Source organism: Komagataeibacter saccharivorans (genome assembly GCF_004348195.1).
GTDB lineage: Bacteria > Pseudomonadota > Alphaproteobacteria > Acetobacterales > Acetobacteraceae > Komagataeibacter > Komagataeibacter saccharivorans.
In genome coordinates this window covers 26443-50686 of the sequence record NZ_CP036408.1, presented here as the reverse complement: position 1 = coordinate 50686, position 24244 = coordinate 26443, and the positions used below count along the sequence as shown (strand labels likewise).

At 57.7% G+C, this 24244-nt stretch carries 24 protein-coding genes and 2 pseudogenes; 8 read left to right on the top strand and 18 right to left on the bottom strand.

Features of this window, described 5'->3' with window-relative positions; translation table 11 throughout:
- Nucleotides 1-67: 67 nt before the first annotated feature.
- The 6 genes from KSAC_RS16745 to KSAC_RS16720 form a co-directional block, all read right to left on the bottom strand.
- Nucleotides 68-388 carry a hypothetical protein gene (locus KSAC_RS16745; protein WP_132306996.1) on the bottom strand — a complete coding sequence of 107 codons (321 nt, stop codon included), beginning with the start codon at nt 386-388 and terminating at the stop codon, nt 68-70.
- Nucleotides 389-430: 42 nt separating this feature from the next.
- Complete coding sequence (gene mobF / locus KSAC_RS16740; protein ID WP_102326006.1) at nt 431-3616, bottom strand: MobF family relaxase; 3186 nt, start codon at nt 3614-3616, stop codon at nt 431-433.
- Nucleotides 3616-3876 (bottom strand): hypothetical protein, encoded by a 261-nt coding sequence (locus KSAC_RS16735; protein ID WP_102326004.1) that lies wholly within the window; start codon nt 3874-3876, stop codon nt 3616-3618. The genes mobF and KSAC_RS16735 overlap by 1 nt, the downstream gene beginning before the upstream one ends.
- 77 nt (nt 3877-3953) lie before the next feature.
- The gene (locus KSAC_RS16730; protein ID WP_132306994.1) at nt 3954-5516 is read right to left on the bottom strand and encodes a hypothetical protein; all 1563 of its coding nucleotides are present in this window, start codon (nt 5514-5516) and stop codon (nt 3954-3956) included.
- Nucleotides 5517-5586: 70 nt separating this feature from the next.
- Nucleotides 5587-5934 (bottom strand): type II toxin-antitoxin system PemK/MazF family toxin, encoded by a 348-nt coding sequence (locus tag KSAC_RS16725; protein WP_243705443.1) that lies wholly within the window; start codon nt 5932-5934, stop codon nt 5587-5589.
- On the bottom strand, nt 5924-6166 hold the full coding sequence (locus KSAC_RS16720) for a hypothetical protein (protein WP_243705442.1): 243 nt from the start codon (nt 6164-6166) through the stop codon (nt 5924-5926). The genes KSAC_RS16725 and KSAC_RS16720 overlap by 11 nt, the downstream gene beginning before the upstream one ends.
- 322 nt (nt 6167-6488) lie before the next feature.
- Between KSAC_RS16720 and KSAC_RS16715 the strand changes: the two genes are divergently transcribed.
- From KSAC_RS16715 to KSAC_RS16705, 3 genes are all read left to right on the top strand, one after another.
- Complete coding sequence (locus tag KSAC_RS16715; protein ID WP_102325997.1) at nt 6489-7352, top strand: hypothetical protein; 864 nt, start codon at nt 6489-6491, stop codon at nt 7350-7352.
- A gap of 83 nt (nt 7353-7435) precedes the next feature.
- A complete protein-coding gene (locus KSAC_RS16710; protein ID WP_102325995.1) occupies nt 7436-8215 on the top strand; it encodes a hypothetical protein in 780 nt (259 codons plus the stop codon).
- Nucleotides 8212-8856 (top strand): hypothetical protein, encoded by a 645-nt coding sequence (locus KSAC_RS16705; protein ID WP_102325993.1) that lies wholly within the window; start codon nt 8212-8214, stop codon nt 8854-8856. Before KSAC_RS16710 ends, KSAC_RS16705 begins: the two co-directional genes overlap by 4 nt.
- A 112-nt stretch (nt 8857-8968) precedes the next feature.
- On the opposite strand, the gene ssb is transcribed toward KSAC_RS16705, so the two are convergent.
- Together ssb and KSAC_RS16695 are read right to left on the bottom strand one after the other, a co-directional pair.
- On the bottom strand, nt 8969-9463 hold the full coding sequence (ssb, locus tag KSAC_RS16700; RefSeq protein WP_102325991.1) for a single-stranded DNA-binding protein: 495 nt from the start codon (nt 9461-9463) through the stop codon (nt 8969-8971).
- Nucleotides 9464-9520: 57 nt separating this feature from the next.
- A complete protein-coding gene (locus KSAC_RS16695) occupies nt 9521-9862 on the bottom strand; it encodes a hypothetical protein (protein WP_102325989.1) in 342 nt (113 codons plus the stop codon).
- 438 nt (nt 9863-10300) lie between these two features.
- Between KSAC_RS16695 and KSAC_RS17405 the strand changes: the two genes are divergently transcribed.
- A complete protein-coding gene (locus KSAC_RS17405) occupies nt 10301-10477 on the top strand; it encodes a hypothetical protein (RefSeq protein WP_162900563.1) in 177 nt (58 codons plus the stop codon).
- Between the two features lie 404 nt (nt 10478-10881).
- Nucleotides 10882-11220, top strand: coding sequence for a hypothetical protein (locus tag KSAC_RS16690; protein ID WP_102326229.1), 339 nt, complete (start codon nt 10882-10884; stop codon nt 11218-11220).
- A gap of 279 nt (nt 11221-11499) precedes the next feature.
- Here KSAC_RS16690 and KSAC_RS17765 read toward each other — a convergent pair whose 3' ends face one another.
- From KSAC_RS17765 to KSAC_RS16685, 3 genes are all read right to left on the bottom strand, one after another.
- Nucleotides 11500-11622: a hypothetical protein gene (locus KSAC_RS17765; protein ID WP_257997705.1), complete on the bottom strand. Its 123-nt coding sequence runs from the start codon at nt 11620-11622 to the stop codon at nt 11500-11502.
- Between the two features lie 48 nt (nt 11623-11670).
- Complete coding sequence (locus KSAC_RS17760) at nt 11671-11793, bottom strand: hypothetical protein (RefSeq protein WP_257997704.1); 123 nt, start codon at nt 11791-11793, stop codon at nt 11671-11673.
- Between the two features lie 357 nt (nt 11794-12150).
- Nucleotides 12151-12807 carry a hypothetical protein gene (locus tag KSAC_RS16685; RefSeq protein ID WP_102326225.1) on the bottom strand — a complete coding sequence of 219 codons (657 nt, stop codon included), beginning with the start codon at nt 12805-12807 and terminating at the stop codon, nt 12151-12153.
- Between the two features lie 939 nt (nt 12808-13746).
- Between KSAC_RS16685 and KSAC_RS16680 the strand changes: the two genes are divergently transcribed.
- Nucleotides 13747-14151: a hypothetical protein gene (locus KSAC_RS16680; protein ID WP_132306992.1), complete on the top strand. Its 405-nt coding sequence runs from the start codon at nt 13747-13749 to the stop codon at nt 14149-14151.
- Here the strand turns inward: KSAC_RS16680 and KSAC_RS16675 are convergent.
- Nucleotides 14070-15029 (bottom strand): ArdC family protein, encoded by a 960-nt coding sequence (locus tag KSAC_RS16675; protein WP_102326222.1) that lies wholly within the window; start codon nt 15027-15029, stop codon nt 14070-14072. The two genes, KSAC_RS16680 and KSAC_RS16675, sit on opposite strands and share 82 nt — an antisense overlap.
- Nucleotides 15030-15408: 379 nt before the next feature.
- On the opposite strand from KSAC_RS16675, the gene KSAC_RS17670 reads away from it, so the two are divergent.
- A complete protein-coding gene (locus KSAC_RS17670; RefSeq protein WP_243705441.1) occupies nt 15409-16062 on the top strand; it encodes a hypothetical protein in 654 nt (217 codons plus the stop codon).
- 101 nt (nt 16063-16163) lie between these two features.
- On the opposite strand, the pseudogene KSAC_RS16665 reads toward KSAC_RS17670, so the two are convergent.
- Nucleotides 16164-16948 (bottom strand): annotated as a pseudogene (locus KSAC_RS16665) (IS5 family transposase).
- A gap of 118 nt (nt 16949-17066) precedes the next feature.
- Here KSAC_RS16665 and KSAC_RS16660 point away from each other — a divergent pair.
- Nucleotides 17067-18025, top strand: a pseudogene (locus tag KSAC_RS16660) (IS481 family transposase).
- Here KSAC_RS16660 and KSAC_RS16655 read toward each other — a convergent pair.
- From KSAC_RS16655 to KSAC_RS16635, 5 genes are all read right to left on the bottom strand, one after another.
- Nucleotides 18026-19816: an NAD-dependent malic enzyme gene (locus tag KSAC_RS16655; RefSeq protein ID WP_102326220.1), complete on the bottom strand. Its 1791-nt coding sequence runs from the start codon at nt 19814-19816 to the stop codon at nt 18026-18028.
- Nucleotides 19817-19880: 64 nt separating this feature from the next.
- Nucleotides 19881-20438: a lipocalin-like domain-containing protein gene (locus tag KSAC_RS16650; RefSeq protein WP_102326218.1), complete on the bottom strand. Its 558-nt coding sequence runs from the start codon at nt 20436-20438 to the stop codon at nt 19881-19883.
- 24 nt (nt 20439-20462) lie between these two features.
- Nucleotides 20463-21872: a c-type cytochrome gene (locus KSAC_RS16645; protein ID WP_102326216.1), complete on the bottom strand. Its 1410-nt coding sequence runs from the start codon at nt 21870-21872 to the stop codon at nt 20463-20465.
- On the bottom strand, nt 21865-23508 hold the full coding sequence (locus tag KSAC_RS16640) for a GMC family oxidoreductase (protein ID WP_102326215.1): 1644 nt from the start codon (nt 23506-23508) through the stop codon (nt 21865-21867). Before KSAC_RS16640 ends, KSAC_RS16645 begins: the two co-directional genes overlap by 8 nt.
- A 20-nt stretch (nt 23509-23528) precedes the next feature.
- Complete coding sequence (locus tag KSAC_RS16635; RefSeq protein WP_102326213.1) at nt 23529-24065, bottom strand: sorbitol dehydrogenase family protein; 537 nt, start codon at nt 24063-24065, stop codon at nt 23529-23531.
- Nucleotides 24066-24244: the final 179 nt, after the last annotated feature.

Here is a 24244-nt window from a genome sequence, read left to right as displayed (position 1 = left end):
GCGGTAAATCCGGCATCGCAACCGACACTACAACCAAAACCGACTTTCCACGCACCCGGTATATCGGTTATTTTGTCCAACCATTCAGCCCGCGCCACGCTTCATTCAGGATCGCGCCGGTAACCGCGCGATCCGAAACCGTGGCAACCAGATCTGAATGATCCAGCAGGGCGCCATAAAGTGCCTGCATATCATCCAGATCGACATCCGGGATTTGCGCGACCATCGCCCGGACGGTCCCCAAAACACCGTCGTTCAGGGGCTTCTGCCCCTCTCTAAAGCGCAGATAGGCCTCATGGGTCTCGATAGTCTCTGCCTGACGCTCGGCCAGCACCAGCGGCTTTAACACATCGACAAACGCGGTTACGGCTTCGGGTCCAAAAATCATATCTTTTCCTTTTCGTGCGATGAACTCAACGGATACCAGTGGCTACATGTCACGCCCTGCCGTCCGCGTGGGACGCCGATCGCGCTCTCGCACCTGTTCTTCCCTACGCCGTTTCTCAGCCTGCTCCTGCTGGCGGCGCCTTTCCTGGACCACGCGCTCCAGCTTCTCGGCCATGTCCTGCGTCTGGTAGGCCATACGCCTCAGCCGGCGGTCGATATCATCCCATTTCTGCTGCGGCACCGCTGCGACTTCCTTCGCCGCCATACGGTTTCTGAACCCGGCTCCCGGCGTCTTCCCCCGCTGCCTGGCCACCTCGTTCTCATGGTTCTGGCGTACCCACCGTGTTGTGTTCTTCTCGTAGCGAAGACGTACCTGCTCGAGGTCGATGCCAAGGGCCTTGTAATCATGTCGCCCCATATCACTGGCAATCCGGTTGAGCAGATCCTCCCGCGTTACCGGTGCCGTATCCCCCAGCGGCCGGGAAAACGCTTCCGCTTCCCTTACCGGCGCTTCGGCTACCCGTGTCCAGCAGGTATGGACATGGCGGCTCTCCGCCACGTAGGCGGTAAATCCGGTGACAGATGAACTGCCACGCGGCATGGCGTTGATATGCTCATCAGACGTGATGCCCTGCGCGGAATCAATCGTCATCGCGTGGCCAGGACCCAACCTGGTCCGGCCGGTGGAGGGGTCAGCCAGACGTTCCCAAGGCACCTTTCCCGTCACGCCCCGGCTGTTCCTGAGAACAAGACCCTTTTCATCCCACCCCTGCACATCCACGAAATCACCATTCGACCCGAGTTCACGCCAGCGCCATCCCCTGCCGTCCGCCCGTGTCGCCTGGCACTGCACCCGGGAGAAGAGCCGCAGGCGGTCACCCTTCGAGATCGGAAGGTCATAGGTCTCCCCGCGCTGGTCGACAGCCGCACGTATGATCTCTTCCATCCCGATTTCGTTGCGGGCACGCAGCCTCTCACGAACGGCCAGGCTTAACGCCATGACATCCTCATTGGTCGGGGCGGACATGGTTATGCCACGCTTCGAACCGCTGGCGCGCAGCCTGTCACGCCGCCTGAGATAGAAATCAGCCAGTTCGGACACGACCTGGGCATGGTCACCCCCAACCAGACTGAATGTCCCGTCTGAACGTTTCATGTCGATCGCCTGACGCGCACGTGCCGCGTCCTTCTCCTTCTGCTCCGCCTCGCTCAGGTCAAGGGTCCGGCCGGGACTGCGGAACAGCCCTGCGATTTCCCGGGCACGGGCCGATTTCTGGCGTATGGTGCTGAGAAGTTCGGGCCGCGCCTCGGCCGGCAACACACGTTCGAGGATCTCCACACTGTCGCCCGCCTCGATCGCCTGCGCCTGCTGCCGATCCCCCAGAAGACGGATCGAAAAGCCGACTTTCTTCTGCAGGCGCAGGATTTCGAGCAACTGCCGGGGCGCAATCTGGCTGACCTCGTCGATCACCAGAACCGTGTTGCGGTCGATCTCCAGCGTCCCTTTGGCAATCCCGTCGAGCAACGGTGTCAACGCCCGTGTACGGGTGATACCCGCGTCCTTGAGTGCGTCGGCCTGCCGCCATGCGATAGCGGCCCCGATCAGGTTACGACCGTCCTCCTTCCATGCGGAAACCAGCGGCCTGAGCAGCGTGGTCTTTCCAGACCCCGCAACACCCGTCAGAAACCCGAGGCCGCCAGCCTGCCCCAATGCATAAATGGCGGCGAGCTGGGCACGGCCATGAACGGGATCACGTTCAAAATCCAGTCCCGAACTGGCAATGGCGCGAGAAATGGCGTCGTCAGACAGCGCGCCCTCGCGTGTGCGGGCGGCAAGCCCTGCCAGATCGCCCATTTCCGTCTCGATCGCTATCTGTCTGGTGGTCGTGATCCGCACCTTGCGGTCCTGCTCACGAACCACAAACCCGACCCGTTCGCCATCAATGTCGATACCCCGTGTCTCGACCATATCGGCCACATGGTCGATATCCTGACGGCCGTTGATACCAGTCGCAATCAGCGCGTGCGCCGCATGCATGCGAAAGACATCCCGGTCCAGCACGGCCGCTGTCCTGAACTCATCTGCGATCAGGCGGGCAGCGATCTCGTAAGCCTTCTCGTACCGCTCGGGATCAGGCAGTTCCTGACTGACGTCGTCAGTGAGGACGGTGCTGTGCTTCCATCCGAGTTCAGCCGCCTCTTCACGCCAGATTTCCCGGTCGTTGGTGCCGGTATATTTCTTCGACCGATACGCCAGATTCGCCTGGTGCAGCACCTTGAACTTCTGTTCGGCTGACATGGTGTTCCAGTCGCCACCCTGTCGCTTCACAAACGCCTTGGCCTGTGTTTCGGCCTGACGGCTGCGCTTTGAGAACGCATCACACACGGATCTGGGGATGTTCTCAATGATGATGGCCCTACCCCGTTCGTCAGGGCGGACCCTGACGCCGAGCCCGCGGAGCTGCTGCGCCAGCTCGGCCTGGAAATAGGCGCCGAACAGGTGAGAAGTCGTCTTTGTAATCCGGGCGCTGTCGAGGGAGCCGAGATGCCCGCTTTCCGTCGCCACAGCATTGAACATCATGTTATGGATATGCGCCTGCGGATCGCCGGGCACCGGGAGTTCAACCGATCCCGTCGGGCCATCCGGTCCATCCTGGATGACCATGGCCGGGCGCGCGGTGTAATGCCGGATCGAAACCCGTGCCACTTCTCCCGGCTCCATGTATGCCTCGTCGCCAGAGCCACGCCGCGCGACACCAACTTCCTCGGCAATCAGTGCCATGGCCCGGTCATTGGCGATATGGATCGCCTGCCATATCAGGGCCTGCTCGGCCTGCGTGGCGGCGAATTCGGCCGCAAGCGTCACGGATTTGTCGGGCGAAGCGGTAAAATCGAAACTCGAGATTTCACGCTTGCGGCCGGTATTGGCCCATTCCTCACCGGTGTCCGCGCGTTTTGCCTCGAACAGGCGTTCGAGACCCTTGTTTTCCGGTGGCCGGGACAGGTCAATTCCCAGGGCGTCGGCAATCCTTCCGCCCATATCAGTCGCCCATTCCCCTTGACCGTCGCGACCGATGTAATAGCTGTTCAGGCGCGCCCCGCTCTCTACATCACGGGACCGGTCGCGATCCGAGCGGACATCCGTCTCCGGATCGAGCTTATGCTCCCGGAGATAGGCGACAATAAGCTTGCCCGCCCCGTTCGCACTCACCTTCCGATAGGTGATCATCACCCGGCCGCCCGCTCGGCCCCGACCGGGGCCAGAAGCCGCACGCTCTCGGTAAGCTGGTTCAGCGTATCGGTCTGTTCGCTAACGGCCGCGGACAGTCGGTCCAATGCGTCCGCGACACGATTGCCATCTTCATCTTCGCTGGGGCTGACACACCGCAGGATGTCGTCAATCCCCTGAAGGGCCAGGCCCATCTGCGTGGTCAACTGCAGCAGGGACGCCGCGACACCGGCTCCATCGCTGTTTGTGCTGTGGGACATATCCTGTTCTCCTGAACTGTCAGGAGAACAGGATATGTCGGCCTTTTGTGGGTGCCGCCGCATGCATGGCCGGATCGTCAGCCCGGCAGAATCTGGCGCATGCTATTACCCAACGGATAGAGAACGCCATTCATCACCCAGACGGGGCGACTGATCGATGCCAGAATGCCTTCCGACCCGTCCACCTTCGGCGCTTCGTGAACATAGACCGCAGCCAGCCCTGCAAAGACCATGATCCCGATCAGGCTCCGCCGGAATGGAACCGCGCGCATGCAGCACAATGACCCATAGTACAGGACCTTCCATGAGTGGACGATCATGCCGAGGGTTGAAAACGCCAGCGCAAAGGCGACGGCGATCAGCAGTTCCGTCGCGGGCCGGGCATCATGCTGGAACGCCGTGTTGCCACTCCGCACGGCCGGTTCATCAAACAGACTGGAATATTCCTCTACCCGGGCGTCCAGCAGCGGACGCCAGACCCGATCCTCGAACCGGTTCGGCGGCATGTCAGCGGAAAGCACCAGATGGGGTGGAGCTTCAAGGGACTGGCGCCAGAGTTCCTGCACCATATCCGTTGCGACAAAGGCCGCTTCATCCAGGTCGGGAGAGAGAGCTTCGCCAAAACCGTCTCGCGTCGCCGTCCGGAAGTTCGTCAGCGCCAGGTCACGCACATGCGTCGCCACCGCCGCGGCAAATGCCTGCCGGTCATCCGGATGCCAGTTTGGGGCAACCGGAATATCGTGCTTCCGCACACGCCCTGCGACGACTGGCCAGAAAAACCGTGGAACAGATCCGGGCGTATAATTCCTGACCTGCAACTCGGTGATATACTCGGACCACGCCTGTTCCTGCTGCGCAGGGATTGTGCGTAATCCCTCCTGATAATGTGCCACCATCTGCCGGTAGCGGTCATAAACGGACATGACCCGCTCCCGGCTTTGCCAGTAACCCCCATGATAGAACTGCTCCGGCGAGCCCATCCCACGCGCAAGCGCATTCCGAATGACGCCCCGATCGGGCACGTCCGGTCTGACGTGGGGAAACCCACCCATCCATGCCACAACCGGGTACCCGGCAAGCAGTCCGCGTTCAGCGTCCTGACTCCGCCCAGCGCCGAAACGGGCCATGTCATCAGGCAGCGGCGCATTGGCAGACAGACCATGTGACAGCGTCTCGTATGCAAGGGCGGAGATGCGTTGCGCAGGGGCTGTCGCATCCACACATTTCCGGAACAGGAACGCCTCACCCATATACACGTTCGCCACCGTCAATACACCGCTCATGGTCAGGATGATGACGGCTTCCCCGATAGAAACCCTCAGATACCGTCCGCAAATATAGAGCCGTGGCAAAAGCACGCTGCCCCACAGCCACAATGCTGCCGCCACTCCCGAGAGATAGCGTCCCATTCGTTCTACGGAGTGAACCTCGTCAGGAGAAGGCGAGCCCAGCGCGAAGTCAAGCAACCGAGCATTGAACGCGATTTCCGCAGCCAGATAGATGACCGTCATGGCCAGCATGGCAGGCGCGTATATGACACGCCAGCTTCCGCACTCGTATTTCCGCCGGTTTGCCTCGTCGGAATCACTGAACCAGAGCTGTTTCAGGGCGCCGCGCCACCGCCAGAACATGACCCTCATGGATTAAAATCTCCCATCACGGAGCTGAGCCTCCGCGCACCTGTTGTGGGCACGGAATCCCATCCGGAAATCAACCCGCCCCCACCACCAGCGCGATCTGGCGGCGGACCAGGGCAAGCTGTTCAGGGCATATGCTGTGATCGGTGCGCGTCAGGTGCCGCTTCGACGTCGTGGCCACCATCGCGCTGGCTGCCCAGCAGACCGACGCAAGACCGTTCATGGCGGTCGGTTCGATACGGACCGAGAGGTCCGGCACAACCAGATTTTCGTTATCGGTCAGCGGCACCAGGATCACGTTGGGCCATTCGGGCGGGAACAGGTCATCCTCCACCACGACGGCCGGTTTATCCCTGCCTCGCCCCGCCAGCACGATTTCCCCGGCCCGATAGGGCGCGGAGGCCGATCCCTTACTCCCCATGGCCCTGTCCGCCACCGGCCCCATCGAACAGGGCGCGTGCCTCGCGAGCCCCGGCGGCATAGGCGGCGACACGGGCGCCGTCCGCACGGATACGCTCCCGCCGGGCGAGGCTGACACCTTCTTCCAGAAGTTCGCGGACCAGGCGGCTCAATGGGACCCCGCGCGCATACGCTTCCCGCTCCAGGTCATCACGCAGGCGATCGTCAAGACGGATCGACAGAGGGCTCGTCATGCTTCTTCTCCACACAGAAACAGTCCGCATTGTGTAGTACGTTAATGTAATACACTCAAGCCGTGACCCGGTGCCGCATGAGAACATGACCCAGATCCCCTGATGACTACAGGCCATCGGCCTGTAGGCGGATGTAATCCGCGCGAAGCGCAAACCGAAAGGTTTGCATTTGTATATGGACTAAAGAAATCTTTGTAGTCCTTCTGTAGTCTTTCTATGGTCGTGGCGTAGCCGAAACGTGGTCTCATTGTAATTGTATCGTGGTCGTGATATGCTTCTGGCAGCGCCACAGGGCGCGCTCCAGTGGGATCAGGAGAGTGAGATGTCTGCGGGAACCATCGGCATTGAAGGAGCACTGACGGCGCTTGATGAAGCGCGCGGAACGCTGTCGTTGCGGGCATGGATGGAACGGCATCGCGCGGAAATCCTGCGTCATTGCGATGGTCGCCGCATTGACTGGGTGGCCCTGTGTCGATGGTTCACCGAGGTCGGGCTGGTGAATGCGCGGGGGCTGGCTCCGACCGTAAAATGCGCCAAGATGATGTGGTACCGCGTGGGCAAATGGATGGCGGCCCGTAAGGAGCGGGCCAGTATCCGTGCCGAAGAAAAGGCGCGGGATGCCATCAGGAAAGAGGCCGAATTGCAGGCACTTCGGGAAAAGATGGCCGAAGCCGACAAGGGGGCGGCGGAACGCCAGCTTGAAGCCCGTCGCGCCCGTGCCGCATCGGTATTATTCCCCGACGATCCGTTGCCGCCCCAGCCCACTGCACCACACGCGCCTGCAACGGCCTCCCGGCCCGACGCTGCAACCGATCAGGGTGCGGCACCCCAGTCGCGGCTCGGGCAGGTAAAGCCGACAGTGATGATGCTCCGGCAGGCTCCCCGATACGGCAAGGATAAGGAAATCCCGCTACCTCCCCCTTACGTTGGACCACGCCCTCCCGGCATGCCCGACAATCTGCCGCTTGAGGCACTAATGCCCCTTGATGCGTCGGGGTTGCTGCCTAATGGCGGCTTCGATCTGGAACAGCTTCCGGGCCTGCCACGCCGCTCATTTTTTGAGACCAACGAAGCGTGGTACCGCAGTGTCTATCCAATGCTGGACGCCATCCCTCGCCAGAGCAGATCGGTTCCGGAAAAACTGCTTTATACCTTCTGTGCCAGTGTCGGCAGACGCGCCCAATAGACGGCAACTGCTCGCACCCACAAACGTCCGGGGCACATTGGGGATCGGCGCTACCGCCTCCCTCAAGTGTACCCGGATAGGTCATGAGCAAAGAGACGACACAAGTTACAAAAAAAGCATCGGTTCCCCTCATCGTGAAAGCAGGAAGAGGGAATCTCGGCGGCTCGACATTCCTTACAGCCATCTGCGAAATCGCTGCCAGCGCATCGCGTAATTTTCTTATGGCAGACGGCGACATGCGCAATCCCGGCATCTCGGCCTCACCGCTGTATGCCCGTTACGGGCTTCCCCGCCCCGTCTCTGAAGATGAACACGACATTTCAGAATGGTTTTCGATGGTCTTCAGTGCAGCCACGGAGAAACGGCTTCCTCTGGTACTCGACATCGGCGGCGGGGACAGGACGATGGAACAATGGGCCGCCGAAGTTGATCTGGTCGCTTTTGCGGAGAGCGCCGGTCTCGAAGTCTGTGGCCTGTTCTTTTGCGGTGGAGACGCAGACGATCTCGCCTACATCACACGGCTGTGGGAGACAGGAAAGTTCCGCCCGACGAAAGGTGCAGTGGTTTTTAATGCAATGACCGTTCCCTCGGGACAGGCTGGTAGCGACATTCTACAAAGTCGCGCCGCAGACCCGTCATTGAAGCCCTTGTTCACGGCGGGCATTGAAACGCTGAAATTTCCGAAACTTGGCTGCATGGCCGCGGTCAAGGAAACCGGACTGAGCTATCACGACGCGGCAGCCGGTAAGATCGGCAGTGGCGGTAAGCCGATAGACCCCGTCAAACGGTTCATGGTGACACGCTGGCTCAGCACCATCCGGCAGAATATTGAAGTGGCGGGCCTGCAGGAAATGTTGCCATGACCAATGATGCGAACGCAGACGCCCTCCATCAAACCCTTGAACGGATGGAAGTCGCGGCGCGCCGGGAAGGCATAGAGCCGGGATCGGCGTTGTGGGAATGGTTTGGTCTCCTGCGTCGCCTTGCGGAACTGCAATGGGCCGGGAATGTCCATGCCTCGGCCTCCATGGAGCGCGCACTGCAAAGTGCGCGCGAACAGCTGCACGAGATCCAGACGACCAGTGCCGAAACGTTCGCACATGTGCAGAAACAGGTCGGGAGCGAAATCACGAAACTCAACGCCACGACCGAAGCGGCGCATGCGCGCATCGCGCAATATGAGGCGATAGCCGAAAAGCAGCAGACGATAACGATCAGTCGGATGGTTGACGCCATCGTCAAAGACCTGCGGACACAGGTATTCCACAGGATACGCGAGCAGCTACCAACGCAGGAGGTAAAATTTTACCGGGAAGCGCGATGGCACGCCTATACGCGGCTTGTCATGGGCGGGGTCATTCTGGTTGTTCTCGGCTCGGCCCTGACGATGGCTGCAACATGGCCACAGTTCAGGCGGGGCGGATACTGCACCAGCCACACGTACATCAACCCGAACACCAGCCGGGCCTGGTGCGATCTGGATGACGACACGCCCCACTCCTGATTGGCGCTCCCGCGTCAGGCGGGAGCGCCGTCCTGCCAGCTTCGGGCGCAAATGGCGGAGTAGACACCCGGCTTTTTGTGTCCATTCTGGCACCGGTCCATGCCGGGCGGCGTCAGAAGGGTACTTCGTTGCCAGGGTTATTGCCATCCATGGGCGCATCCCATCCGCCAGCGGCTGCTCCAGCGGTGCGCGCGCCACCCTGCGGTAGCTGGGGGGCGGGCGCGTCGTACCCTCTGCCCACATCCTCGCCGCCCCGGTTGCTGTCGAGCAGCACCAGTTCGCCCCGGAAGCGATCGACCACCACTTCGGTCGTGTAGCGGTCCTGTCCGCTCTGGTCGGTCCATTTACGTGTCTGGAGCGAGCCTTCCAGATAGATCTTGCGGCCCTTGCGCAGGAAACGCTCGGCTACGTCGGCGATGCGATCGTTGAAAATGACAACCCGGTGCCATTCCGTCCGCTCGCGGCGCTCGCCCGATGCGCGGTCATTCCATGTATCGCTGGTCGCCAGTGTCAGCGAGACGATCTTCGCTCCGCTCTGGCTGTTCCGTATTTCCGGGTCCTTGCCCAGATTGCCCACGAGAATGACCTTGTTGACGCTGCCAGCCATGTGTCTGCTCCATTACCAATTTTGAGAGAAAAGGCGGTTCCGGCCCGTGGAACCGTTTCAGGCGGCTTCCAACGCGATCCGTTCCGACCGGGCGTAATGCTCTGCCCGCTCATTGAGCCGGGATGCGATCTCCTCTGGCGATCCATTCCGGCCGTCCCAGTCCCCGAGCAGTTCCCACCCGGCATACAGGGCGATATACCGGCATCTTTCCGGGTCGGCGGCATAATTGGCCAGCAGATACCGCGTGCCGTCGGGCACCACCATCCCATCGCAGGCAAGACCGTCGAACAGACGCTCAACCCCGTTTTGCGGCTGTGTTGCATCCTGATAACGCCACCCATGGCGCTCGACCAGGGCGGCAAGCGTCTGATCCGAATAATGCGCGTCCTGAAGTTCCACGGCACACTCGACTGTAGCTAAACCACCTTCACCACACTGCCGATTGTGTTTCCTGGCTCTGCCTTGCGCGTTGTGAGGACCATGGCCTATAATTTCGTTTACGTCGGACATGAAATTACTCTTCATTTCTGGCGCAGTCCCGGCGTGGTGTGGGTAGCACCTGCCGGGGCGCTTGAGCCGGAAGGGCCAATCCCTCCCGACAAGAAAAACTTAGTACGAATACCAAAGTATAACAAGACAGAAGCCGTAGAAAACCGCCAATAACGTCCATTTTTATTTGTTATATCCGTGTATTTATTACTTGAAATCAAATAAATACCAGTCGTTTTACTAGATCATATCCTGCCGGGGTGCGGGGCGGCGAGCGCCCGTGACGGTGACGGGAGTGGAGGGGATGGAGGCGTTTTTCTGAGCCACATCCTGCCCCTGGGCAAGACGGTGGCACGGACAGGGAGTCAGGACCGAAGCGGCCTGAGCAAGCCGGTCGGCCTGCGCCTGACGCGGGGCAACGCCCTGCGGCAGGCGCGGGGCGGCAAAGGTGCCGCGAGGGTCGCGAAGCCGCGCAGCGGGGCCGAAGGCCGTCTTGGCGCCCTGGCCGGGACACTGTCACACTGAAGCTGGATGCGCGGCCGTAATCCCCGCAACGGGCCACCCTGATATGCCGCAGGCGTGTCAGGGTGGTTGAGGAGGCGTCCCGCTCCCCGTGCCGTTTTTCGACTTCATGCCAATCGTGGACAAGGATGTGGGGGAGCATTAGCGCGAACGCGGACAGACCCCGCAGGGGGCTGGACTTCTCCTGGCGGCGCAGCCGTCTGGAGAAGCTTGGCGACCGAACCCGAAGGGCCACCCATGGCTTTTTTCCTGTCCGTCATTTTCAACGCGCGATGCCCATGGCGCACCACACCGGACCCACAATGGGTCTGTCTAAAAAACAATCCTGTAAGGGAACCCCTTCCCACCGATGAACGACGCGGTCCCCGGCGGACCGATCAGACAAAGAGCAGAGGAGCCAGCGACGGATGCGGGTAGAGCAGATACGGGGACAGGCGGACCAGATTGAGGACACGCATCAGGGGCACCCCACGGAGGCGGCGACGGGCAGCCTTCCGGACTGGCCGAAGCCAGCGCCGCGCACGGCGCGGCGTCTTGTGCTGCGTTTCCGGGAGGACGTTCCTGTTGCGGGACGGATTGAAATGACATGGGCGGGTTGGCGTTACAGCGCGGCACGCGAGGAATGGAGCGTGGTTGTGACAGCGGGGACCGATGACCTACGCCATGCGGAGTGGGCGCGGTTCAAGGCAGCATGGAATGGTCGGGCACCGGAACCGCCCGCCCCACCGGCCTGCCCCTGTGAGTGAATGGCGACGTATTTTTATTCCCCTGTTGCCTGCCCGGTGTCGTCCGCGCGGTCAGGTCCGAAGCATCCTGAACAAGCCCGACGGTCATGCGTATGGGGCGAGGCCGCGCCTTGCGCCATACGCATGACCGTCGGAGCGCGGAGAGGGTTGCGCAGCCGCGCCAGCGGGGCCGAAGGCCGACTTGACGGCGCGAACGGCGCTACCCACGCTGGACCATGGCGTACGCGCTGCACAAATAAGAAAGGCGACCCGTGGGGCCGCCTCTGCATGGTATATCGTTTAAAGGGATTTGCGTAGTCGGGCCAGCCGGTTCGCAATGGGACCAATTACGGCGGCAAACAGGCAGGTCAGCGCCAGAAACGGCACTACAATGCCAATCATGTTAATGGTAAAATTATCCATGGTTGCCGTCCTCAGCCCCATCGGAAGATGAAACTTAAACCGGAGAAGTCAGAGCGACTGCCGCCATTTGGCAAGCCTGTTTGCAATCGGCCCCAGTGCCAGCCCGAAAACCAGCGTAAAGATGGCGAAAGGCACCACGATGCCGAACGTATTGAGCGTAAAACTATCCATTGTTGTCCCCTTTCGGTGAGACAGCATCATCCCCGGAATCATATGGGATATAGGCCAGAAGAGTCAAAGAAATGCCCTCAAAAATGAGGGAAAGGAGGCAGGACAGCAGCACATGGGTCGGGTTTAACGCGGTGTAATCCGTAATCATGGGGGTAAGGAACCCCACGCCCACCGCCCCAAGGGCCAGCGTCTGGAAAGCCCCCGCAAGAGCCTTTAGCCTGTCTTCCCTGTGCTTTGGCGTCTGGGGCGGGGGAAGGATTGCCCGCAGGATACGGCGGGCGGTGGGGTGGGTATCTGGCATTTTGTGTCCATTTTGGCACGGAAGGGGTGCCAGGCCGTCTGGCCCGGCTGACTGGATCAGAAGCCCAGCGCGTCATTCCTGAGCGCTGCCGCCTGTTCCGAGACGCTGCGGGCGTTGCTGGCCACGTAGGGCTGCCACGCCTGCCCCATCAGTTCTTCATATGCGGCGCATGCCCCGGCGGCGATGCAGGCAAGGGCGTAGGATTTTCCGGCATGCTGCGCTGCGATTTCACGCAGGTCATCCACCCGGTTTGCGCCGCCATCAATGCCCATGCGATCTTCGTCGCGGTGTTCGTTGGTAAAGGCGTTGACGGCATCCCGCGCGATCTGGCGACGCTTTTCGTAGAACTCGGCCGCGCCATAGGCGGACCGGACGACGCCATCAACCACGCGGTCAAGGTGGATTTTGAGGCCCTGATAATTCGGCTCCCCGCGATACATGGTGACAAGGATCGGTTCCAGCGCGGCGTACTGGTCGCGGATCATGGTGCTTCCCAGCCCGGTCAGCTCGTCGGCATCCCCCGCCTCGATGCCAAAGGAGGTGACGATCTTCGCCATCTGGTCGTCATTGGGCGCGAGGTCCAGAATGGCTGCCAGTGAAGGGGCCGCATAACCCTTTGCACGGGCGCGGGTTTCGTTCGCACGGCGGGCCTCGGCGGGAGAAGCCTTGCCAGCGGTGGCGTTGTGGGCGATGGTGGTTGCAACGTCGGACATGAAATTACTCTTCATTTCTGGCGCAGTCCCGGCGTGGTGTTCGTAGCACCTGCCGGGGCGCTTGAGCCGGAAGGGCCAATCCCTCCCGACAAGAAAAACTTAGTACGAATGCCCAAGCATAGCAATAGAAAAACCGCAGAAAACGGCTAATAACGGTCATTTTTATTTGTTATTTTCGGATATTTTTTACTTGAAAACAAATAAATAAATGTCGTTTTACTAGACCATATCCTGCCGGGGTGCGGGGCGGCGAGCGCCCGTGACGGTGACGGTAGTGGAGGGGATGGAGGCGTTTTTGTGAGCCACATCCTGCCCCCGGGCAAGACGGTGGCACGGACAGGGAGTCAGGACCGAAGCGGCCTGAGCAAGCCGGTCGTCCCGCGCCTGCCGCAGGGCGTTGCCCCGCGTCAGGCGCGGGACGGCAAAGGCGCCGCGAGGGTCGCGAAGCCGCGAAGCGGGGCCGAAGGCCGTCTTGGCGCCCTGGCCGGGACACTGTCACACTGAAGCTGGATGCGCGGCCGTAATCCCCGCAACGGGCCACCCTGACACGCCGCAGGCGTGTCAGGGTGGTTGAGGAGGCGTCCCGCTCCCCGTGCCGTTTTTCGACATCATGCCAATCGTGGACAAGGATGTGGGGGAGCATTAGCGCGAACGCGGACAGACCCCGCAGGGGGCTGGACTTCTCCTGGCGGCGCAGCCGTCTGGAGAAGCTTGGCGACCGAACCCGAAGGGCCACCCGTAATTTACTGCTTTTCCGATCGGACGAGAGGCTGCCCTTGTGACGCATAGCCAGTCAGGAACGGATCATCGCCCACGCAGTCCATATGCCGAGCGATACGCTGACGATGCGGCCGCGTGTCTCGACAGACGGCGCCATGTACTTTTGAGAAAATGGGGCTTAGTATGAGGCAACTTCCCCCCTGTTTTCCGGAGCGCGCAATGTCGGCCCCTTCCCCCAACCGTCGCCCCATTTTCTGTGCGCTCTACCGAGTTCTTGGGGCGCTGTGGCGCGGCGTGGCGGCGTATTTTGCATGCCTTGTTGTACTGTTCGGGATCTGTGGGGTCGTGGCGGATTTCATGATAAGGGGCATGGCCATGCGGGCGGACGCGTTGCTACCCCTTATGTACTGGCTTCAGGGACACTCTGGCGCGGCCCTGTTCGAGGCGGCTGAAAGCCGTCTCATCAGCCTCGACACGACCGTACACGCGCTGGCGTTGGGCACGGCTTTTGCGGTGACCACCCACCAGTTCCTGCGGCACGATCAGGCCGCCAGCAACCTTTGCGGTGGCACGCGTGGCTCTGATCCGACATCTTCGCCCACGCCTGCAAGTCCGAGCAGGTAATCAACGGCTGCGCAGGCATGGCGCGCCGCGTTGAATATCGCGTGGTGGTCTTCCCGCAGCACGGACAGCCAGTGCTGCACATAAGCAGCATGGCGCAGGACAGGAGGCACGCCCATCACGGCAGAAAGCTGGGCCGCGGCGATCTCGGCCACCAGTTCCTCACGCATATAGGCTGTATCTCCGAACCGGCTCCCGAACTCGCGGTCCAGCCGATGGCTGGCTCCGGCCCAGTGTGTCAGTTCGTGCGCCTGCACGGTGAACATGTCATGCGCAGAGGCAAACGCCTCTGGTGGCGGGAGCTGGATGTAATCGCCAGACCGCGAATAATATGTCTCACTGCCGCCGTAGCGCACATCGGCACCGGTCGCCGCGACGAACCGGTCCAGATCACCGATCCTTGCGATCCCGGACACGTCAGGGATCTGTTCCCCCTGCCGTATCTGATCGGGTAGCCCGTCAATCTGGTCTACGTTAAACACCACAAAGCGCTTGAGGAACGGCACCCGACGCGGGTCTTCCCCGGTCTCGACGCTTTTTGCGATTTCATCACGCGGTGTGTAAGTGGCTGCATAGACGACCATGGTACCCCGCTCTCCGCGACGGACCTGTCCACCGGCTTCGGATGCCTGCCGGTATGTCAGCCACCGGGATGTGGCGTATCCGTGCCCTGCGGCGGACATCCAGAGCAGCAGCAGGTTGATGCCCGAATACCGTCGGCCGGACGTGGCGTTGACGGGCAGACCATCCTGTCCGACACCCGCTTTCCATGGGCACACCCACGGGATCACGCCACCTTCAACCTCCCGAATGATCCGTTCCGTCACTTCGGTGTAGATAGTCTGCCTGTTTCCAGCAGTTTTTCGGGATGTCTGCACCATTTTCCGTCTTCCTTCTGATGCGCTGCCGCCACGGGGCGACCGATGCGTAGATGGAAGGAGGCGTCACAGGCGATCATGGCATGCGCAGCACCGCAGCAAAGCGAAGGACCCGGCACCGCCGGGTTGCGAGGATCGACGACGCCTCCAGACAGGCGCGTCGGTCGCCCCGTGGCGGCGTATTCAGCCGTGCCTTTCGCCTTTTTGTTCCCGTTGACGGTTATCGTAACTGGCAGGTCAGGCGCTGCAGTAGTTGCATTTTTACGTCTTCTTGGGGGGATACGGAAGGTCGGCTACGGGATGAAACGATGTAGAGTTTGCCATTTACGCTGAGGCATTGGAGTGATTAAAATATAAAAAGTTATCTCAAAAGGAGCACAAGATGATTTCTGATGAATTTAATTTATCTAATTACATGTATCTATCGAAAATATCTCGATACAGAGAAATATATGAAAGATCCGTTAAACCTGTGGAAGCTCAGCTTACTGAAGTTGAACGAGAAATAGATGCGTATAATTTAAGGGTAAAATGTGGACATAGAGAAACGCCTTTAACTTCAGGCGAAGCATCAAGTATAATTCTGTTTCCCGAAGAAGAAAAACTACATCATCATAAAGGTGCGTGCATTGACGTTATAGAGAATATAAATAAAAATACTATTGTAAACATATATCACTTTTGGGAGAGGTATTGGTTCGATATAATAATAGGAAAGGAACTTTCAGGAGACAAAGAGAGAAAAATTAAGTACAGTGACTTTCAGAATTATAATTCACTTAAAAAAATAATATCCAAACATTATGAAATCGACGAGAAGATTGAAAAAATAAAGAACATCGCAAACTCGCTCAAACATGGAAACAGACGCAATATAAGAGCTTTGCTAAAAGCTTACCCAGATCTATTTGAAAGAAAAGATGACTTTTTCATATCTTGCTTTGGAGCGGATGCAATATCCATTAAGCGAGCAGACATTGAGGAGGCTTTTGAAATTTTATCTAATTCTGGTCCGCAAAAGCCACTAACTTCATAAGAACCATTGCGCCAAACGGGCAGCCTTAAGGTTTAAGAGAGCGCCGCCGAAAGACCGCTATGCAGGTGGGAGTAGAAGGTCTGGCTAGCGCTGATATCGGGCTAGGTTTCGTGGACAAAGGGTATCCACTGGAGGACTGACACGAGATTGACAAAGCCGAGGTAAGATTCCTTGGTTTTGTCGTATCGGGTTGCGATGCGCCGCCAGTTCTTGAGCTTGTTGAACAGACGCTCGACGAGGTTGCGCCAGCGGTATTTTTCGCGGTCGTGCGCGATAGGATCGCGCCGGTTGCTCTTGGCGGGGATGACCGCTTCGACGTCGGCTTTCGTCAGTTCCTCACGGATGGCGTCGGCGTCATAGCCCTTGTCGGCCAGCAGCGCCTCAATCTTGTCTGCGATCATGCGGAACAGCGGACCGAAGCCCTGGATGTCGTGGGTCTGCCCTGGTGTCAGGACAAATCCGAGCGGGCGGCCTTTGGCATCGCATCGGGCGTGGAGTTTGGTGCTGAAGCCACCGCGCGATCGGCCAAGCGCCTCGGTCTCCTGATCCCCTTTTTTATGCCGACGGCACAATGATGTGCCCGGACCACGGTGCTGTCGATCATGTCGGCGGTGGCGTCGCGCTCCACCATTTCAGCCCGCGTTTCCAGCATCGCGTCGAACACGCCAGTTGTAACCCAGCGCCGATAGCGGCGGAACACGCTGTTCCACTTGCCGTATTCGTCTGGCAGATGTCGCCACTGCGAGCCTGTCCGCGCAATCCACATCATGCCTTCGAAATAGAGGCGGTTATCCTGCGCCGGTCGGCAACATCGACCATGTTCAGACGGCAGAAGTGCACCGATGATTGCCCACTCGTCGTCCGCCAGTCCAATCCGCTCGCCCAACGCGGCCTCCAAAAGACAGCCTTGAATCAAGGCATGGGTCCACTGTCAACCTTTGTCCACGAAACCTAGTCCCGGGATTTGATGCTGTGGTTTTTTCACGAGAGTGGAAGGAAGCCTTATGGGACAGATACGTCATGGGAGCGCCACGACCACGCACGCCGTGCGAGCAGCAATACAGCGATCGCAGGCTTCGCTCGCGTCGCTGAGCGAGGAGTTCGAGATCAACCCGAAAACAGTTGCAAAGTGGCGTAAGCGTCAAACGGTTGAGGATCAGAAAACAAATCCTAAAGAGCCGCGCTCAACGGTTCTATCCGAGACGGACGAAGCGATGATCGTGGCCTTTCGTCGGCACACCTTACTGCCGCTGGATGATTGCCTTTACGCATTGCAGGCCACCATTCCGCATCTGGCACGCTCAGCGCTGCATCGCTGTCTTCAGCGTCACGGGATTTCACGCCTGCCTGATGTCGAAGGAGACAAGCCAAAACGGCAGCACTTCAAGCGCTATCCGATCGGGTTCTTTCACCTCGATATTGCCGAAGTCCAGATTGCCGAAGGCAAGCTTTACCTTTTCATGGGCATAGACCGTACCAGAAAGTTTGCGGTAACGCAGCTTGTGGGCAAAGCCAACAGACGAACGGCCTAGGAATTTCTCGAATATCTTCTGCGCATCGTCCCTTATCAGGTTCATACTATCCTGACGGACAACGGCATCCAGTTCGCCGAACAGCCCCGTAACCGGGGCTCGGCATGGTCACGTTCTATGCGCTCAAGCATGATCTGCAAGGCCAACGTGTCGGGCATCGCCTGACAAAACCCAATCACCCCTAGACCAATGGTCAGGTAGAGCGAATGAACCGGACGATCAAGGAAGCAACTGTCAAACGCTTTCATTACGACAGCCATGAGCAGTTGAAGACGCGCCTCAATGACTTCATGGCAGCCTATCATTTCGATCGACGGCTCAAAACCCTCAACGGTCTCACGCTCTATGAATACATCTGCAAAATATGGACTTCAGAATCAGATCGATTCATCATCAACCCAACCCATCAAATCCCGGGACTAAACACCTAACTAAACCGCGGTCACAATTCCATAAACAGGCCACCACTGATGTACATTCACGGCTTCAACTATATCCGTGATTTCAGACTGCGCCAGACCCTGCTCCTGCGCCTTGCGGGCAACCTCGATGGCGACAACGCTTGATGTTGCACGAAGGTCTGCGTTGGACGGTAGAAGGGCCGAACCGGGAGCGGTATCTGTTGCTTGGCTGGCGACTGCTTGTGCTGCAGAAAAGATCATTTCGTCAGAAACCTGACGTGCGCGCGATACGATTGTCCCAAAGCCAAGGCCCGGATACAAGGCGGCATTGTTCGCCTGCCCTATTGTGTAGGAAACGCCCTGATAGACAACGTTATCAAACGGGGCACCCGTTGCGACGAGCACTCGCCCTTCCGTCCATTCAATAAGCTGGGTGGGTGTAGCTTCGTGAAGGTTGGTCGGGTTGGATAGCGGAAGAATAATCGGTCGCTCGGCATGCGCGGCCATATCCTTCACCAGTTCTTCGGTAAAGAGGTGGGGGGTCGTTGAGGTGCCGATCAGAATGGTCGGATGCACATTTTTGACGACTTCAGCCAGTTCGATAATGCCGCCATTCTGTGCTTTTTCACGCCGGAGGGTAGCCATTGCTGGCCATCTGGTTTCGGTGGCGGCCAGAGTATCGGCTGAGGTAAGAGCCCATGACTCAACTTCAGAAGCGGGTCTGGCATAGCTTACTTGAAAATCAAGAAGTCCATGCGTCATGTCATCGGTCAGCAGGCCGGGCAGATCCACCAACCAGATGCGACGGGTTGCTTCGTCCTGTGACAGGCCATGCCGTACCATCTGGTGACGAATTTGATCGGCAATGCCCACGCCGGCCGTCCCGGCGCCCAGAATGACCACACGCTGATCGGACCAGAGGGTATTGCTGCGCTGGACTGCATTGAGCAATGCCGCCAGCACAATGGCGCCGGTTCCCTGCATATCGTCGTTAAAGGTGGGAACCTTGTCACGGAAACGGCTTAAAATACGGCGGGCATTTGTTGAGCCGAAGTCTTCCCAGTGCAGCATGGCTTTGGGGAAGAGTTTTTTGGCGGCTGTTACATAGGCATCGATAAAATCGTCATAAACCTTGCCGACAACGCGGCTATGCCGATATCCGATATAGAGTGGATCGTTGAGAAGTTTTTCATTATTTGTTCCAACATCCAGAACAACCGGAATCACGCGGTGCGGGTCAACGCCTGCTGCGGCTGTATAGACGGCCAGTTTACCGATGGAGATATCAATTCCGTTGGCCCCCCAGTCACCAATGCCAAGAATTTCTTCCGCATCACTGGCAACTAGAAGGTCAATGTCGTCGGCGCTGGCGCCAAACGCCGCGAGTTTTTCCTCAATTTTCTCAGGCTCGTTAATGCTGAGAAAAACACCGCGCGGGCGGGTTATGACTTCACTATACTGCTCTATGGCCTGCCCAACGACAGGATCGTACACAACGGGCAGCATTTCCATGAGATGACGCTGGAGCAAGGCGTAAAACAGCGTCACGTTGTTATCATGAAGCCTCCACATGTAAATGTGCTTATCGAGATCGCTTGGTGCTTTGCGATAAGCAGAAAGAGCACGGATTAACTGGGGTTCCAGCTCAGTTGTTATGACCGGTGGTAGCAGCCCGTTCAGTTCGAGAGAATCCCGCTCCTCGTGGGTAAAGGCTGTGCCTTTATTGAGCGCGGGGTCACGCAAAACATTATAGCCTCTGGCTGTCGTCTCGATTTTTCTCGATTTTCCTGTGCCAGTAATCTTTGCCTGTCTGCTAAACATCTATCTCTCCTAGAGTGGTTTTATTTTCATAATTCTGAAATTTAGAGATCAGGAATGATACAGATCATTCAATCCGTTTAAATCGAATGATGCTGCGTGACAGCTTGCCAGAGTCCCAGTTAGGCATTTTACGCCATGGTGTAATGACATTGGCGTAATCGTCATTAATTTCTATGGTGCGTCTTTGCTCTGTTCCAACCCACTCCGGCGCCCACGCTGTCTGCACATTGGTCACCCATTGGTTGCCTTCAACTCTGTAACGACCGATATATGCAACGAGTGTTTTCATCAAATGAGCGCGGTCTGCATCTGTTTTTGCAGGCTGTCGATCACTGCCTTCAAGATTGAAGGCAACCCACCCATCAGGCGTGAAAATGACACGCCCACGGGGCGATGATCCCATGGCATCAATCATTTTACCTGTTTCTTTGTCTTCCACTTTGTAAGAAACAAGCCCCCACACGCCAACGATATTTTTTTTCAGATTGGCTGTTTCTGCGGATATTGACGTGGTTTCTTTTGTATCCTGTGCACATGCGGGCACTGCGGCGGTTAATACACTGACTGCACATACAGCAATCACTGATTTTACATACAAGGAAATATGTTTTTCTAAGGCCATGAAAGTTACTCCCCTTTTCGTCTTTTATTTACGGAATGTCCGCAAAAGCCAGAAACACCCAAGTGCGATGAGAATGGCTCCCCCGGCCATGCCGATACGGCTTAAAACGAGTAGTGGCGATTTTGGGCCACCCTGACGGATCGTGGCGACTTGTGCTGGTGATACAGAAACCTGAGGCCTGCCATATGTATCAAAAACATATTTTGTAAGTTTGGCTATTTTCTCATCATCGAGCTGTACAGCATCTGTTTTCTTTCCGCCAAAGCCGGGCATGAATGCTTGGGTGCCTGCAACATGACGGTCAACACCAAAAAGAATGGTCGCAATCAGATTGTCCGGGTTGGAGGCGCCTGTAACGGAGTTGTGCCATAAAAACGGATAATATCCGTCGCGACTGCCCTGTGCCTTGTAGTTATGGCAGGATGCACAATTTCCCATGAACAGTTCAGCACCAGAAATATCGGGATTGTCTTCCGACCGGATGGGTTGATCGCCTCTGACACGGTCTGCACTGGAAACCAGCTTTCCAAGAGCAAAGCGCGAAAGATTTCCATCAGCAGGGTCACGCACTGGCTGTGTTGATACAAGGTATGCCGCCAGGGCGTTCAGGTCTGCCTCTGTCAGGTGCTGGAAACTGTGTTCGACGGCTTCTCCCATACCACCTGCGGCCTGTGCCAGACCGTCTATATGGCCTGATTTCAGGTAGGTCTTGATTTCATCCTGCGACCAGTTTCCTATGCCACTGATTTTGTCCGAGGTGATATTGGGAGCATACCACGAACCAAGGCTCGCGCCCCCAAGGGCTTTGGAGGTCTCTTCCTGCATAAGAAAGCCACGAGGCGTGTGGCAGGTTCCGCAATGCGCTGGCCCCAGTGCGAGATAAGCCCCTCTGTTCCATTCTGCCGAGTGTTGCGGGTCAGGATGGAAAACCGTGTTGTTACGAAATAGGATATTCCAGAACATCATTGAGCTGCGGATGTTCATTGGAAAAGGCAGGGCCGTTTTTGGCGGAGCGTTTTCGACCGGCTGAATGGATTTCATGAAATACAGGTACAGGTCGTGTATGTCCTGATCTGTCATATAAGAATATGCTGTATAAGGCATTGCAGGGTAGAGATTGCTCCCATCCTTGCGGATACCTTTGCGGACAGCACGAGAGAAATCCGCTTCGCTATACTCGCCGATACCATATGTTTTGGATGGCGTGATGTTGGTTGAGTACATCGTGCCCAGCGGCGTTTTCATGGCCAGACCACCGGCAAACGGCTTGCCGCCCGGCGCGGTATGGCAGGCGACGCAGTCTGATGTGACCGCTATGTAGGCACCCGGATCTGTATTACTGCCATCTTCGGCTGACGCGGCGCTGCACAGGAGTATCGGCCCCGCCAAAGCAGCAAGGAATGAGAGCCTGAAGGCCTGTATGGTTCTAAGCATGGTTCAGTTGCCCGACGATTGCATCCGCAGCTTTAAGCGCCAATGCGGCCATAGTGATTGTGCTGTTCCCGCTGCCACCGGTCGTCATTGCGCCACCACCAGGCAGGAAAAGATTGTCATGGTCATGGGCCCGGCAATCTGCATCCACAACTGAATCGCTTGGATCGTTGCCCATGATCGTGCCTCCCATGATATGATCGCTGTGCAAGAATTCAGGTGAAATATTGATATTTGTCGCGCCGAGTGCAGTGGCCAGTTTTTTAAGAAGGGGAACGGTATAGTTTTCAGCACTTCTCCGTACATAGTCGCCTACATCGTAATAGATGCTAGGGCGGTTGAGGCCGAGCCAATCCTTTTTGTCTGATAGGGTCAGGCGGTTGAAGGGGAGCGGAAGCGGTTCGTGCTCAACGGTCAGGCGGGCTGTGCAGGCTGAAAGGCGACGAATTTCCTGATCAAGGGCTTTTCCGTAAAGACCTTTTTCAAGAGCGGCCAAGCCCCCGAGTGTGCTTCGCGCCATGTTTTCCATTCGGAACATGGCACCGGCATACTCACGCCGGAAATCACCCTGGCTTGTGTTCATGATACTGCTGCTCTGAACGGGGCCTACGCCGGTCCAGAGCGGTTCCGACATTTCAATGTCCGCAATCAACTTTGGCTGATCCATCATGTTGCGGCCGACCTGATCTGAACTATTGGCGACACCACGGGGGTTTTTGTCATCAGCGGATAAAAGAAGGAGCTTGGGCGTTTCTATGCCATTGCATGCCAGCACAAAGATCTTGCCTGAAACGGAATGTGAGGTTCTGTTCGGGTCGTAGTAGTGAACGGCCTCGACCTTCTTCTGGGCATTTGTTTCAATGCGATAGGCGACAGCATTCGTGATGATCCTGCCTCCTTTTGCCTCGATGCGGGGCAAGGCAGTTGCCGCATCGTATTTTGCGGCGATCGGGCAGACTGGAAAGCAGTTATTGTTTCCGCAGCACGGGGGGCGGCCATCAAACGAAACGCCGCTGTTGCGCGCTTGCGGGGCGGGGAGGTTCTGCATGCCAATGGTTGCTGCAACATCGGTCAACCGCTGCTCGCCCGGACCAAAGGGAATGGGTCCCATCGGGTAGGGGCGAGAGCGCGCAGTACGCGGCGGCCATTGCAGTGCTGGGTCACCGGGGCCGCAGACACCCATCGCATACTCTGCCCGCGCATAGTAGGGTTCGAGCACATCATAGCTAAAGGCCCAGTCACGCCCTACGCCATAGAGGCTTTTAAGCCGCAGGTCATCGGGCGTCATGCGCCAGCAGATACCGGCCCAGTGCCAGGTGGCGCCGCCGGCGTAACGCACGTAACCCTGCTCGTATGCTTTGGCATTCGGCCCTGTCAGGTCAAGATACGATGCGGCCTCAGTCGGGGTGCGTGTTTCAAGGTGCGGAGCCCATGGCTTGGGGGGATACGGGGCATTCCAGTGGTTGCGCAGTGTGGGGGGTAGGTTACGGTAATTTTCAACGATTGTATCGCGACCGACACGGGGGCCTGCCTCGAGCATGAGCACGGAGAGCCCGGCATCAAGGGCCTGTTCTGCGATCAGGCAGCCGACGACGCCAGTACCGACGATGACGACATCGCTGTTGAGAGTGGAGGGCATGAACAATTCTCCAGAGAAGTTCAGAACGCAGGCATGTTCAGGAGGGAAACGGCAGTTGCATTCCATGCATTGGGTGCTGACTTCGCGTAGGAGGGGATCGTCATGACATCGTTGGTGACTTTGAACATGAGCGCCTCTTCAAAGGCGACAACGCGATCGCCCGATTTGCCGTGCACTACGCCTGAATACCAGGCTGATATTATTTTCAAGGCTGAGTTTTTCAGTGCCACATCAGTCAGTGCCGGCATGAGATGTTCAACATCGACAACAGCATTTTTCTTAATGAAACCCTGAAGTGCAGTGACTGTATTGTCAAAACCCTCTTCGGTCTCGCTGAGCGCGTTGTAGATTTTGTGACCGACAAAGGGGTCGAGTTCGTGTGGAACAAGAAGTTTCGAGAGAAGCATGAACTGTAATACGCTGTCAGGCTCATGCATTTGCCCGGTTGCTGCAGCAAGGGTCCGAGATTGTACAACGCTGGCGGCGGTGGCAAGCGCACTCATGCCAAGCAGCAGGCCTCGTCGGTTTATTGTGAATTCCGTATGAAAGGGTGTCATCTGCTTGCTCCTGCACGCATAAGTTTTATTATGTGGTTGTCCCGATAGCTGAGTGGACTTGAATATATAAATAAATATTTTTGGAAATATTTATTTATATATTCAAGAGTGGAGAGGGTTTGTTGGAATGTTGTGGGTGACATGTGTGCTATAATTGCATTAATGAAATTATAAATTAC